A 13,962-nucleotide genomic window follows, 5' to 3' on the forward strand; every position below is an offset into this window, starting at 1 on the left:
GTTGATTCCGGCTTAGCGTCCTTTCGGGGGGCGCGGACGGGGTGGGTCCGGGTCCGGTAGGAGGGACACGTGGGGGGACCCGTGGCCAGACGTTTCGCAGGCGTGCCGTTCGGCGCGGACCGAGATGTTCCGGGCCTGATCGTGAAGTTCGGCGACTACCCGCTGCACCACGGCGGAGTGGGCGCGATCCGCAGCCTCGGACGCCTGGGCGTACCGATGTACGCGATTACGGAGGACCGGTACACGCCCGCCGCGGCCTCGCGGCATCTGCGGCAGGCGTTCGTCTGGCCGACCACGGGGACGGAGCTGCCGGAGCGGCTCATCGAGGGACTGCTGCGCGTGGGGCGCCGGATCGGCCGGCCCACCGTGCTGATCCCGACCGACGAGGAGGCCGCGGTGCTGATCGCCGAGCACCAGGCGGAACTCGCGGACCGCTTCCTGTTTCCCAGAGTGAAGGCGGGCCTTCCGCGACGCCTCGCCAGCAAGCAGGGCCTGCACGAACTCTGCCTGGAGCACGGCATACCCAGCCCGGAATCCGCCTGCCCGGAGTCGTACGAGGAGATCGAGGACTTCGCCGCGAAGGCGGTCTTCCCGCTCGTGGCCAAGAACCGCGAGGCCTTCGTGCGCCGCGCACGACCGGCCGTGAACGGGACGACCCGTATCGAGACCCGCGAGGGGCTGCTCGCGCTCGCGCGCGACTGGGGCGAGCACCCCGGGGTGATCCTCCAGGAGTATCTGCCCAGGGAGGACGCCGAGGGCTGGATCGTGCACGCGTACTTCGACGCGGACTCGACGCCGCTCGCGATGTTCACCGGCGTCAAGGTCCGCTCCTGGCCGCCGCACGCGGGGATGACGGCGAACGCGTACGTGGTCGACAATCCGGAACTCGCGGACATCGCCGCGCGTTTCATCAAACAGATCGGCTTCAGCGGCGTCATCGACCTCGACCTGCGCTTCGACCGGCGCGACGGCCAGTACAAACTGCTCGACTTCAACCCGCGGATGGGAGCGCAGTTCCGGCTCTTCGAGAACGAGTCGGGGATCGACGTCGTCCGTGCCATGCATCTGGACCTGACCGGCCGCACCGTTCCGGAGGGGGAACAGCTCGCGGGCCGGCGCTACATCGTGGAGAACATCGACCTGCCCGCCCTGCTCGCGTACCGCCGCAGCGGCTACACGACACCGCACGCCCCGGCCCACGCGAGCGGCACGGAGCTGGCGTGGCTGGCGGCGGACGACCTGCGGCCGTTCTTCACCATGCTCGCGCGCTTCGTACGGCCCGGAGTGAAGCACATGTACCAACTGTGGCGGACCAACCGCCGGAGCACCCGTCCGAGCACGGGGTGAGGGCCCCTTCGGCCACGAGCCGGCAGTACGACGAGCCGGCAGAACCACGAGCCAGCAGTACACAGCACATGTTGGTGCTGACCACGAAGTGACGAAGCAGCGTCCTGGGGAGGGGACTTCGTGATGGAGCCGGTGGCAGTGATCGGTGCCGGGCCCTTCGGCCTGTCCACCGCCGCGCATCTGCGAGCGCGCGGCATTCCGGTACGGGTGTTCGGTGAGCCCATGGTGAGCTGGCGTGCGCACATGCCTGAGGGGATGCTTCTGAAGTCGACCCCGGCCGCCTCGAACATCGACGCCCCGCAGCCCGGGCACGACCTCGTCGACTACTGCGACGCGGCCGGCATCCGCCGACTCGTCACGGACGAGGACATCGTCCCGGTCGAGACGTTCGTCGCCTACGGGGAGTGGTTCCGGCAGAAGCTCGTGCCGGACCTGGAGCGGGTGCGGGTCGTCTCGGTCGACCGGCGGGGCGATCAGGGGGATGCAGGGCAGGGTGGCCGACGAGGTGGCCCGGAGGGCGGCCGGCGCGGCTCGGGCGGCTTCGAACTCAAGCTGGACTCCGGTGAGTTGTTCACCGCGCGGGCGGTCGTCGTCGCGACCGGGCTGTCCGGGCTGGCGTATCTGCCGCCCGAGCTGGCCGCGGCCGCACCCGACGGACCGACCCCCACGGGGCCCGTCTCGCACAGCTCGCAGCTCCACGACCTGTCCCGGTTCTCCGGCAAGGAGCTGATCGTCGTGGGCGCGGGCCAGTCCGCCCTGGAGACGGCGGCGCTCGCGGCGGAGGCGGGCGCGCAGGTGCGCGTGGTGGCGCGCGGCAAGGGCTCGGTCGCCTTCGGCGCGCCCCCGTGGACGCAGCCGCGGCTGCGGCCCGAGTCGCCCTTCGGCCGGGCCTGGTCGCTGTGGGCACTCAGTTACTACCCCCACCCGTACCGTCATCTGCCGCCGCAGGCCCGTCACTTCCTGGTCCGCCGGGTGCTCGGCCCCCTCGGCGCCTGGTGGCTGCGGGAGCGGTTCGAGGGGAAGGTGCAGGTGAGCGAGGTGTCGCGGATCGTCCACTCCGGATCGGCGGGCGGCCACCCGGCCCTCGCCGTCCAGACCTTCGACGGACGCGTCGAGGAACTCTCCGCGGACCACGTCGTCGCCGCGACCGGATACCGCGTCGACCTCGCCGCGATGGACTTCCTCGGGCACGAACTGCGTACGGAGCTGGCGGTGAGCCGGAGGACACCGAAGCTGGGCGCCGGGTTCAGGTCCTCCGTACCCGGGCTGTACTTCACGGGGCTGTCGGCGGCCGCTTCGTACGGGCCGGTGATGCGGTTCGTGTGCGGGACGGAGTTCGCCTCACCGAGGCTGGTCCGGCATCTGGTGGGGGCGCGCGGCTGAGCGGAACCTCCGCTTCGTGCGCGTACGCATCAATGCGTCGCCGAAGCCGCCGAGCCGCGCGAAGGTCGCGCGCGAGCCGCGTCCATGGAACGAGGCCGGGCACCGGGAGATGGGGCCCCGGGGGCGGGCGACGGGCCGGTTGACCGGGGGCGAGGGAGCAGGCAGGGCATGGCCAACTGCTCCTCCTCGCCCGCGATTTGCCCCCGGACGGCCGACGGATGGTGCCTGTGACGACCCCTGTGCCTGACGAGATACCGGACGACGTCCGGTTCCCGTCGAGTCGTTGGGGCGTTCGATCCGTATTCTCTGATCATGGCCGCACCGATTGCATATTCACTCATCGCCACTGACCTGGACGGGACGTTGTTGCGAGGCGACGACACCCTTTCGGACAGGTCACGCGCCGCGCTGGCGATGGCAATCGCGAGAGGTGCCAGGCACCTTGTGGTGACGGGGCGCCCGGCACCACGCGTACGCCCCCTGCTGGACGAACTGGGCAGTCAGGGACTGGCGGTGTGCGGTCAGGGAGCGCAGTTGTACGACGCCGGTGCCGAGCGCATGGTCTGGTCGGTCACCCTCGACCGCGAGCTGGCCGAGACGGCGCTCGGCAAGATCGAGGCGGAGGTCGGGGACGTGTACGCCGCGGTCGACCAGGACGGGGTCGACGGACTCACGCTCATCGAGCCGGGGTACGAGATGCCGCACCCGACGCTCCCCGCGGTACGCGTCCTGCGCCGCGACGACCTCTGGACGGAACCCATCAGCAAGGTGCTGCTGCGCCATCCCCTGCTGTCCGACGACGAGTTGGCGTCCGCGGCCCGCGGAGCGGTCGGTTCCCTCGCCACAGTCACGATGTCCGGCCCCGGCACAGTCGAACTCCAGCCATGTGGCGTGACCAAGGCGACGGGTCTCGCCCTGGCGGCCGAACACCTCGGCCTCACTCCCGCCACCACGATCGCTTTCGGTGACATGCCCAACGACATCCCGATGTTCGACTGGGCGGCCCACGGCGTCGCGATGGCCAACGCCCACCCCGAACTCCGGGCGGTGGCCGACGAGGTGACCCTGTCGAACGAGGAGGACGGCATCGCGGTGGTGCTGGAACGGCTCTTCGGCTCGCGGCCCTAGTTCTGAGTCAGGGTTCTGCGTCAGGAGAAAGCCTGGCGGCCCGCGGAGAGGTCGGTCTCCCTCGCCGCGGGCACACCCGGCACCAGAACGTCCGGCATTGGTCGGCCCGGTACCGGCCCGCTCAGTAGGCCCCGAAGACGTTGTCGATCGAGCCGTACCTCGCGGCGGCGTAGTTGCACGCCGCCGTGATGTTGGCGACCGGGTCGAAGGGGTCCATCGAGGTGCCGGCCACGTGGTAGGCGTTGAAGGTCGGGTCGATGGTCTGGAGGAGCCCCTTCGACGGCGTACCGGCCGCGGCGTTGGAGTCCCAGTTGTTCATGGCCTGCGGGTTGCCCGACGACTCGCGCATGATGTTGCGGTAGATGCCGTCGTACGACCCCGGGATGCCCTGCTGGGCCATGATGTCCAGCGACTCCCTGATCCAGCCGTCGAGGTCGTTGGTGTACGTCTTCGCGGCGGCGGGGGTGACGGCGGACGCGGTGGACGCCTTGGTCGCAGTGGCCGTCTTTGTCGAGGTTTGGACATTTTTCGTACCGACTGTCAGCTTGAGGCCGGGGCGGATGACCGCCGGGTCGTCGCCGATGACCGCGCGGTTGGCCTTGTACAGGTTCTGCCAGCCGCCGCTCGTGGAGTGCTTCTTGGCGATCTTGGTCAGGGTGTCGCCCGCGACCACCTTGTACGTGACGAGCGAGACCTGCGGGACCGCGGCCGGTGCGACCTGGGCGGCCTGCGCCGGCTGTGCGGCCTGGGCGCCGGTCGCGCCCACGATGGGGAGCGCGAGCGCGGCTCCGCCGGTTCCCGCGGCGATGATGCCGCGCGTGAGGGTGTTCATTCTGGGGCGGCGGTGCTTGCCTCGTGCGGCCATGGCGCGTTTCCTCTCCGACGCCTGCGAGGTGAGCTGTCGGGTTCGGGCGGGAGCTGCCCGGCCGCATGCTGCACGCGGCTTCACCCCGAGCCGTTCCGGAATCCGGACCGGCGGCTTACCTGGGTCCCCCGCTCCTGCCGTACGCGAGTGAATGGGTGGTTGGGATCTCCGGGCGGCGGCAGGATTAGGCGGTCCATCCGGAGTGACGTGAACGTATGCGAGAGCACATGCCGTGAACAAGCCCAGAATTCACATGGAGATGTCATTTGCCTGTTCAGGGCAGATGGGAATTCTTGATCCATTCGGAAGGCGAAGTTCAACTTGCTTTGCGCAAAGGTGAATCGACCGGCTTGGCAAAGTGGCCATCCGGAGCGGACGTGACCCAATTCACGTGCGCAGGTGGGGAATTAGGTGCGTGATGTGTCTAATACGGGCAAGTCGGGCGGGGTCTGGATGTCCGCCCAGTCGGCATAAGGGACTACTTGTCCAGAAACGTTCTCACTGCTCTTCAGGGTTCCAGAGGGTCAGCCTTCTGGGTTCCAGAGAGTCAGTACGTCACGCAGTTTCTGCCGGTGGCTGTCGATCCAGTTCCGGGGAAGATCGACGGGAACGCACACGGTGGCCATGGAAATCGTGTCGTCCTCCACGATCACCTCGGGGCAATCCCGTTCTCCCGTGAGCCGAACGGAAATCGACGGTCCTCGCTCCACCGTCATCCATGCGATGTCCTCGCCGCGGTCGAATGCGGCGTCCAGAGCGTGCCCCCAGGTCTCAAGTCGGCGGCGCCACAGAGCGAGTTCGAGGCGGCCGCTGACAAAAGGCGTCTCCACGACGATCTCGGCCGCGAGCCCCGCCGTCATGAGTGGGTGCCGGCCGAGGACCGTGATCCTGACCGAGTTGCCCTCCTCGTCGGCGAGGAGCGCGAGGTCCGTCGGGCCGGTGCGGTGGTCGGCCGGGAGGTCGGCGTCGCAGAGGGCACAGACGAAATGGGCGTCCTGTACGGAGTTCCACTCGGCGCAGGACGGGCAGCGGCGGTAGGTGATCGGGTGGGTGTAGCCGCTGGTGTGGGCGCCGGAGTGGGAGATGCCCGCGCGGGTGAGGGCCGCCGCGAGCGACCGCCACGATTCGGGGTCGGGGCAGTAGCCGGTGGACTGGTTGCTCGCGTACGTGACCGCCCAGCCGGAGGAGGTCTGTGCGAAGCCCAACTCCCCGGCGGCGCGTACCGGTTCCCCTTCCGCGCATGCCACGTGCTCGGAGCGGCGTGGGGCCAGGCGCAGGGTCACGGAGGCGTCGACGACGAAGGTGAACGGCTCGTCGAGTTCGTCGGCGGGGCGGGCGGACAGGAAGGCGTCGAGGTCGGCCGGGGTCCGGATCCGGGCGCCACCTCCGCCGCGCCGGACGGCCTCCCTTAGGACGGCCTCCCTTATGTCTTCGGGCCCCACATAGGCGTAGGCGGTCATGGGGTCCCTACATACGCGTTTGCGGTCGTTGGCCCTGCACACGCGTTTGCGGGTGTGGGGTCCACGTACGCCTTCGCCGTCATTCGGGGAGCGTACGAGCTCACCCCGCGGTCCGCGGAATCCTTTTCTCCCAGGTGCGGTGGAACACCACCTCGTCGCCGTCCTTGCAGATCACCTCGTTCGAGGTGATGAAGTCCGCCTCGTCGCAGGTGGTTTCGGAGTGCGCCTCCACGCTCGCGTTCCACGGCAGATCCGGACGGTGCAACCGGACGAACCAGTCCGAGCGGGCCCGGGCCGACAGCGGGTCCGACTCGACGATCGTGTACGTGTCCAGGGCCTCCTCGGTGAATTCCAGGCCGTCGGGATACACACGGGTGCCTCCATAGCGCGGGTCCACCTCCAGGCGCCATTCGCCCTTGGCGACATCGCGGACGACGAGGCGCTCGGGGCGCGGCTCGTCCAGTGTCGCGGGGAAGTTGACCCCCATGGGCTCCGACTGCTCCGGCTCATCGAAGGAGATGGAGGGGTCCGACTCCTGTGCGCGGAGCGGGAGTTCCAGTGCGCTGCCCGAAGGGGTGAGGGTGAAGCCCGCTTCCGAACCCGGCTGGGGCCAGATCCACGGCCAGTACGCGGAGGAGACGGCGAGACGGACGCGATGGCCCGGAGGGAAGGCGTGGCCGATCGCGTTCAGGTCGAAAGCCACATCCTCCGTAGAGCCCGGTTTCCAGGGAACCACCTGGTCGCGGCCATGACGGGCTGACAGGTTCAGGACGCCCCGGGTGACGAGGGTCGAGGAGCCGTCCGGGGCCACGTCGCAGATCCGGGCCACTACTTGTCCTCGTGTCGCCTCCGTGGTGAGTCTCAGGCGCACGCCCGGGCGGCCCAGTACCCAGATCTCCTCCGGAACCTCGAAGTCGAAGCACGCCGACTTCGCGTCCTCGTCCCGCTGGTCGGGCGGCAGGTCCGCGTCGTTGCCGAAGGGGAAGAAGCGGCCCGCGTCCACCCCTGTGTGCTGAGGCGACCGCACCACCACGGGCTCACCCTTAAGGACGTACGTCACCGGAGCCACCAGGGGAGAGGGCCAGGCCGGATCGCCGACCCAGCGGCCCGGCAGCGTCGGGTACACCGTGGCGGGCGGGTGGGAGTCGCTGACGTACGAGCGCAGGAGCGGCTCGGACATGATCCCGGTCTCCGTGCCCTTGAGCCAGTGGTCCCACCAGCGCAGCGTCTCCTGGAGGAAACCGATCGCCGGGCCGGGCGGCAGCCCCCGGTCGGGGTACTGGTGCGACCACGGCCCGACGATCCCCCGTACGCGGTCCGCCACGAGGTGTTCCACCAGGCGCAGGACCGTGTCCCGGTACGGGTCGTGCCAGCCGCCGACCGCGAGCACCGCCGCCCGGATCGCCGAGTAGTCCTCGCACACGCTGCCGCGGCGCCAGTGGTCGTCCCTCGTCTGGTGCGCCAGCCAGGTGTGCAGGAACGGATCGACGGTCTCCAGTCGTTTGACCCACAGGTCGTGCCAGACCTCGCCCGCGTAGACCGGATCCGGCGGGCGGGAGACGAACGCGAGCATGGTCGCCGCCCACGCGTGCATGTCGGCGGCGAGCACGGAACCACCCATGTAGTGCACGTCGTTGTCATAGCGGTCGTCCGTCGAGCAGACCGTGACGACCGCCTTGAGCGGCTCGGGCGCGAGGGCCGCGATCTGGAGGGAGTTGAAGCCGCCCCAGGAGATGCCGAACATGCCGACCTTGCCCGAGCACCAGGGCTGGGCGGCGAGCCAGTTGACGACCTCGACCCCGTCGGCCAGCTCCGTCGCCGAGTACTCGTCGCCGGGCATGCCCTCGGAGTTCCCGTGCCCCCGGATGTCCACGCGTACGGAGGCATAGCCGTGTCCCGCGTACCAGGGGTGGCGCTGCCAGTCGCGCGGGGCCGTCCAGTCGGTCAGGCGGTAGGGCAGGTATTCGAGCAGGGCCGGTACGGGTTCGTCGGTGAGCGGGCGCCACACGCGCGCGTAGAGCTTGGTTCCGTCCGGGAGGGGAACGCGGAGGTCCTCGTGAGTCGTCTCGTAGGGGAAGGACGTACGGATGCGCATGGCGGTGACCTCCAGGGCCTGTGGGCTCTCAGTGGACCGGGTGCATCGTGCGGCGCAGCCAGGGCGCGGCGGCGATCACGAGCAGACCGGCGGCGACCGCGATCGCGCCGTTGACGCCGAAGTAGGCGGGCTTGGAGACGTCGTCGTAGAGCTTCACGGTCTGGGCCTGGATGCCGTTGGCGAGGGCCAGCGAGAGGAACCAGAGGGACATCGTCTGGCTGGCGAAGGCCCGCGGGGCGAGCTTCGTGGTGGCCGACATTCCGGAGGTCTCCAGGAGGATGTCGCCGAGCCCCAGCAGGAAGTACGAGCCGACGATCCACCAGGCCGACATCAGGTAGTCCCCGTTGTCGTGGCCGGAGGTCGGCAGCACCATCAGGAGGAAGGACAGGCCTCCCAGCACCACTCCGAACGCGATCTTGTTGGAGGCGTGCGGCTGGCTGTGCCCCATCCGGACCCACAGCGCGGCCACGACCGGGGCGAGCGCCACCTCGAAGGCACCCAGGGCGGACGCGTACCAACTGGCGGGGAAGCCGAAGCCGAGGATCGTCGTCTCGGCGTTCGACGCGGCCAGCAGCATCATCGTCGAGTACGCCTGGAAGAGGATGAAGTTGAAGACCGTGGAGGCCAGGAAGAGCACGATGTACGGGCGCAGCCGGCCCCGTTCCCCGGGGGTCACCCGGGGACTCCTGAACATCACCGCGAAGTAGACCGCCGGCGCGATCACCGAGATCAGGGTCAGCAGGTCCACGAACCGGCCCATGGTCAGCCATCCGGCGGCGGCGAGCAGGACCGCGAGGACGGCCACCGACAGCAGCCCCAGGACGATCAGGCGGACGGCCCTGCGCATGGACGCCGGCGGCAGCGCGAACTCGGCCGCGTTCCTGCGCCCGGCCAGGTGACGGCGGCCCGCGACGTACTGGATCAGACCGAAGGTCATACCGACCGCGGCCGCCGAGAAGCCCCAGTGCCAGCCCCGGTGGTCGCCGAGCCAGCCGGTGATCAGCGGACCGGCGAACGCGCCGATGTTGATCGCCATGTAGTACACGGCGAAACCGGCGTCGCGGCGGTCGTCGTCGGTGCGGTAGAGCTTGCCGACCATGGTGGCGACGTTCGGCTTCAGCAGGCCCGTGCCCGCGCTGATCAGGCCGAGTCCCGCCCAGGTCATGGCCCCGGTGGGCACCGCCATCGCGTAGTGGCCGCAGGCGATCAGAACGCCGCCCCACAGGACCGCCCGGTACGAGCCGAGGATGCGGTCGGCCAGCCAGCCGCCGGCCACCGAGACGAGATAGACCAGCGTCCCGTACGCGGCCGAGACGGACGCGGCCGTTCCGGCGGACATGCCCATGCCGCCGTGGGCCACCGTGTCCGCGAAGTACAGGACGAGGATCGCCTGCATCCCCAGGAACGAGAACCGCTCCCAGACCTCCAGGCCCGAGAGGGTGAGCAGGCCCCTGGGCTGGCCGAGGAAGGCATGGTCGTCGGCGGGGTCCGAGGGCGTGCCACCGGGCTCCGGATCGGGGTCGGACTCGATCGTGTCGCGGGACAAGAAGCATCACTTCCTGAAAAATGGCTCGCTTTCAGGACGTACCGCAATGTGTCGGCTGTACCGGATGTATCAGCTGTATCGGCGGATCAAGAACATACCTTCCGTGATCGGATACCGCCCGGCTGGAGGGTGGGGGCAAAAGGGGGCAGGTGGAGCGTGTCAGGCAGGGTGGTGGCAGGTGACGGGCGGGCGCTCACTCTGATCGAAAGGCGACCGGATACGCTGACTTGAGTGCCAGCAGCGACACATCGACAAACACCCACAGCATCCGCAGCACCGGCAGCACCCGGAACACTCAGAGCATCCAGAGACCGCCGCTGAGAGCGTCAGCAGACAGGAGACCCTCGTGACCGTCGTCGGGCCGTTCGGGCTGAGCGTGCGGGACCAGGCTCTCGAAGCCGATGTCCAGGCCGGATTGGCGGCTGTCGAGGAGGGACTGCTCGAGGCCACCAAGAGTGAGGTCCCGTTCATCACGGAGGCCGCGCAGCACCTCGTGCGCGCCGGCGGCAAGCGGTTCCGGCCGCTGCTCGTGACGCTCGCCGCGCAGTTCGGCGACCCGTACGCGCCGGGTGTCGTGCCCTCGGCCGTGGTCGTCGAGCTGACCCACCTCGCCACGCTGTACCACGACGACGTGATGGACGAGGCGGACGTGCGCCGCGGAGTGCCCAGCGCCAACAGCCGCTGGGGCAACTCGGTCGCGGTCCTCACCGGCGACTTCCTCTTCGCGCGGGCCTCTCACATACTGGCCGACCTCGGCCCCGAGGCCGTACGCATCCAGGCGGAGGCGTTCGAGCGGCTGGTCACCGGCCAGATCCTGGAGACGGCGGGCCCGCGCGACGGGCGTGACCCGATCGACCACTACATGGACGTGCTCAGCGGCAAGACCGGCTCGCTGATCGCCGTGGCGGGACGGTTCGGCGCGATGATGTCGGGCGCCGACGAGACGGTCGTCGACGTGCTGACGCAGTACGGCGAGCGGCTCGGCGTCGCCTTCCAGCTCGCCGACGACGTGCTGGACATCGCCAGCGACACGCGCGAGTCAGGCAAGACTCCGGGCACCGACCTGCGCGAGGGCATCCCGACGATGCCCGTGCTGCGGCTGCGCGAGCGCGTGGAGCGGCTGGGGCTCGCCGAGGACATCGCGCTGTCGGAGCTGCTCGCCTCGGACCTGTCCGACGACGCGCGGCACGCCGAGGCGCTGGCCAGGCTGCGGGTGCACCCCGCCCTGGACCAGGCCCGCCGCGACACCGTGCGGTACGCGGAGGACGCCCGCGCCACGCTGGCGCCGCTCCCGGAGTGCGACGCGAAGGCGGCGCTGGTGGAGCTGTGCGACGCGGTGGTCCATCGGGCGGGCTGACCTGCCCGTCTCCTCGTTTTTCCCAAGATCCTCTCGGGGATTTCCCTTGGACCCTTTCCGTGTGTGACGCAGGTCACAGACCTGGAACGAGTCCAATTTCGGATCCGGTCCGTAGTCCCCCATAGAAGCTGACGCAGGGGGCGTCAGCGGAACTACGGGGAGAAAAAAGAATCATGGGGACAATCGTTACGTTCGCGCAGCGTCGTAAGAAGCTCGTCATGACCGGCGTCGCGGTGGCCACCGCGGCCGGAGTCGCCGCCGCCGTCATCCCGGCGGTCGCCGACAGCGGGAGCTCCGGCAAGGGTTCGAGCGTGAGTGCGAGCACGGGGCACTCGGAGCACGGGGGCCAGTCCATCGAGGTGCAGAGCGGCGCTCTCGCCGGCGGCAGCGGTGGCACCATCCTCGCCGCGAGCCTGAACGGCGCCAACGAGGTGCCGGTGCAGGGCGGCCCCGCCGTCGGTGACAAGGACGGCGCGGCGCTCGAGTTCGTCAAGGTCAAGGGGGACAAGGTGTCCGTCGCCGTCAAGTGGCGCGGCACCGGCAAGCCGACCCTGCTCCACATCCACCAGGGCGCCAAGGGTGTCAACGGTGGTGTCAAGGTCGACTTCACCAAGCTGCTGGGCAACGCCAAGGGCCGCACGGTCACCGGCACGGTCAAGGTCAAGGACGCCGCCCTGCTCGGGCAGCTGAAGTCCGACCCGGGCAGTTTCTACGCCAATCTGCACACCGCCGAGTTCCCGGGCGGCGCCGTCCGCGGCCAGCTCCACAAGGTCACCACGAAGTTCGACTTCCGGCACGCGCTGAACAACTTCCAGGCGTCCGTCATCAAGGGCAAGCAGATCTACGAGTGCAAGAAGGCGGCCGACGGCACCACGTCCTTCGCCCAGCGTGACGTGGCCGCCGTGCTCGGCGGTCCCATCGCGCACTCGTTCGTGAAGCCCAACTCGGGTACTCCGCAGTGGATCGCGGCCGACCGCAGCGCCGTCACGGGCGCGCTGATCTCCAAGACCCCGAACGGCGACAAGAACATCCCCGAACTGGACCTCAGGGCCACGCAGTCCGGCAAGCACCGGGGGCTGCTCGCGAACACCGCGGAGATCCTGCGGCTGAACACCGTGGGCGGGGTCGCTCCGGCCGGGTCCTGCAAGGTGGGCAAGATCGTGGGAGTTCCGTACGGGGCGGACTACGTGTTCGTGAACCGGTGAACAGCCCGCTGACCACCGGCTGATCCGTCGGATCCGGAAGCGGTCCACCCGGATCGGGAAGGGATCCACCCGGGACCAGGAAGTGATCCACCCGGATCTGAAAGGGTTTCACCCGGCTCCGGCGAGATACACGGACGGCGTCTTCCCCGCACGACCCCTACGGGTCGGGGGAGCCGCCGTCCACCCATGTCATACCGCAGGTGTACACGGAGTTGGCTCCGAGGTCTGACGCTTTCCGCCGGCCGATTTGGTCAGATTGGACACACCACTTCACAGGAGTTCGGGTGACAATGGCGGCCAGGGGTGGACGAGTGCATCAGCCGCCGACAACGGAGGTAGGGCACACATGGCACCGTACGAATCCGACGACAACACGAACGAGGACCTGCGCACCGGCCGACGCAAAGCCGCTCGGTACGTCGTCCCCGTCGCGGTGCTGGGGGTGGCGGCGGCGACCATCGGGCTGGTCCCGGCGTTCGCCGGTTCCGGAGACCCGGACCTGCCGGACATCACCGCCCAGCAGCTCATCGAGAAGATCGCCGCGTCGGACGTACAGCAGCTGTCCGGCACGGTGAAGATCAGCACGGACCTCGGCCTGCCGAACCTCGGCGGCCTGGAGAGCAGCCTCGGCGGCGGAATGGGCGGGGGCGACGACTCGGGTTCCTCCGCGGACCCGTCGTCCAAGCTGCTTGAACTGGCGTCCGGTACGCACACGTTGCGGGTCGCGTCCGACGGCGAGGACAAGCAGAAGCTCTCGCTGCTCGACAAGGCCGCCGAGTACAGCGTGATCCACAACGGCGACGAGGTGTGGGCGTACGACAGCGCGTCGAACGAGGCGTACCACGTGAAGGACTCCTCCGGCGCCGCCGAGAAGGGCACGAAGGGCAAGGCCGAAGACGTGCCGGCCACGCCCAAGGAGCTGGCCGAAGAGGCACTGAAGGCGGCCGACGACACGACGTCCGTGACGGTCGACGGTACGGCGCAGGTCGCGGGCCGCGACGCCTACAAGCTGCTGATCAAGCCCAAGGCGTCCGGTTCGACGGTCGGCGCGATCTCCATCGCGGTGGACTCGAAGACCGGTCTGCCCCTGAAGTTCACGCTGACCCCGGCGAGCGGCGGCGCGGCCGTCATCGACGCGGGCTTCACCAAGGTCGACTTCTCCAAGCCGGCCGCGTCCACCTTCGACTTCAGCCCGCCCAAGGGCACGAAGGTCACCGAGGGCGACGAGGGGAAGGCCGAGGGCAAGGCGGACCGGGCGCGGCCCAAGGGCGGCGAGGACCTGGGCAAGGAGTTCCAGGGCCTGAACGTCATCGGTGAGGGCTGGAGCTCGATAGCCCAGTTCGACACCGGCGGCGAGGGCATGCCGTCGGAGTCCTCCGGCGCGGGTGACGCGGGCCGCTTCCTCGACTCGCTGGGCGACCACGTGACCGGCAAGTTCGGCTCGGGCACGGTCTTCTCGACCCGCCTGGTCAACGCGCTCATCACGGACGACGGCAAGGTCTACGCGGGCGCGGTCACCAAGGACGCGCTGGTGAAGGCGGCCAACGCGGCGAAGTAGCGCACGCGGTCCCGGAGC

General features: G+C 69.4%; 10 protein-coding genes and 1 riboswitch. Of the genes, 6 read left to right on the plus strand and 4 right to left on the minus strand.

From position 1 onward, the window contains the following. The first annotated feature begins 102 nt into the window (after window positions 1-102). The 3 genes from QF035_RS30655 to QF035_RS30665 all read left to right on the plus strand — a co-directional run bounded on the left by QF035_RS30655 (window position 103) and on the right by QF035_RS30665 (window position 3,858). Window positions 103-1,347, plus strand: coding sequence for a carboxylate--amine ligase (locus tag QF035_RS30655; protein ID WP_373466991.1), 1,245 nt, complete (start codon window positions 103-105; stop codon window positions 1,345-1,347). 120 nt (window positions 1,348-1,467) lie between these two features. Next, entirely contained in the window at window positions 1,468-2,730 is a 1,263-nt protein-coding gene (locus QF035_RS30660) for an NAD(P)-binding domain-containing protein (RefSeq protein ID WP_307523728.1), read from the plus strand. Between the two features lie 312 nt (window positions 2,731-3,042). After that, window positions 3,043-3,858: an HAD family hydrolase gene (locus QF035_RS30665; RefSeq protein WP_307523729.1), complete on the plus strand. Its 816-nt coding sequence runs from the start codon at window positions 3,043-3,045 to the stop codon at window positions 3,856-3,858. A 121-nt stretch (window positions 3,859-3,979) separates the two neighbouring features. Here QF035_RS30665 and QF035_RS30670 read toward each other — a convergent pair whose 3' ends face one another. The 4 genes from QF035_RS30670 to QF035_RS30685 form a co-directional block, all read right to left on the minus strand. Further along, window positions 3,980-4,723: a LysM peptidoglycan-binding domain-containing protein gene (locus QF035_RS30670; protein ID WP_307523730.1), complete on the minus strand. Its 744-nt coding sequence runs from the start codon at window positions 4,721-4,723 to the stop codon at window positions 3,980-3,982. A 3-nt stretch (window positions 4,724-4,726) separates the two neighbouring features. Next, window positions 4,727-4,891: riboswitch (cyclic di-AMP (ydaO/yuaA leader) on the minus strand. 356 nt (window positions 4,892-5,247) lie between these two features. Further along, window positions 5,248-6,183: a DUF5959 family protein gene (locus QF035_RS30675; protein WP_307523731.1), complete on the minus strand. Its 936-nt coding sequence runs from the start codon at window positions 6,181-6,183 to the stop codon at window positions 5,248-5,250. Between the two features lie 100 nt (window positions 6,184-6,283). Beyond that, window positions 6,284-8,278 carry a CocE/NonD family hydrolase gene (locus QF035_RS30680; protein ID WP_307523732.1) on the minus strand — a complete coding sequence of 665 codons (1,995 nt, stop codon included), beginning with the start codon at window positions 8,276-8,278 and terminating at the stop codon, window positions 6,284-6,286. Window positions 8,279-8,306: 28 nt separating this feature from the next. Then, a complete protein-coding gene (locus QF035_RS30685) occupies window positions 8,307-9,824 on the minus strand; it encodes a peptide MFS transporter (protein WP_373466751.1) in 1,518 nt (505 codons plus the stop codon). A gap of 346 nt (window positions 9,825-10,170) precedes the next feature. On the opposite strand from QF035_RS30685, the gene QF035_RS30690 reads away from it, so the two are divergent. The 3 genes from QF035_RS30690 (at window position 10,171) to QF035_RS30700 (ending at window position 13,944) form a co-directional block, all read left to right on the plus strand. After that, a complete protein-coding gene (locus QF035_RS30690) occupies window positions 10,171-11,181 on the plus strand; it encodes a polyprenyl synthetase family protein (RefSeq protein ID WP_190231051.1) in 1,011 nt (336 codons plus the stop codon). Between the two features lie 173 nt (window positions 11,182-11,354). Beyond that, a complete protein-coding gene (locus QF035_RS30695) occupies window positions 11,355-12,386 on the plus strand; it encodes a CHRD domain-containing protein (RefSeq protein WP_307523733.1) in 1,032 nt (343 codons plus the stop codon). Window positions 12,387-12,732: 346 nt separating this feature from the next. Further along, window positions 12,733-13,944 carry a LolA family protein gene (locus QF035_RS30700; protein ID WP_307523734.1) on the plus strand — a complete coding sequence of 404 codons (1,212 nt, stop codon included), beginning with the start codon at window positions 12,733-12,735 and terminating at the stop codon, window positions 13,942-13,944. Window positions 13,945-13,962 lie beyond the last annotated feature (18 nt).

Source organism: Streptomyces umbrinus (assembly GCF_030817415.1).
Classification (GTDB): Bacteria; Actinomycetota; Actinomycetes; order Streptomycetales; family Streptomycetaceae; genus Streptomyces; species Streptomyces umbrinus_A.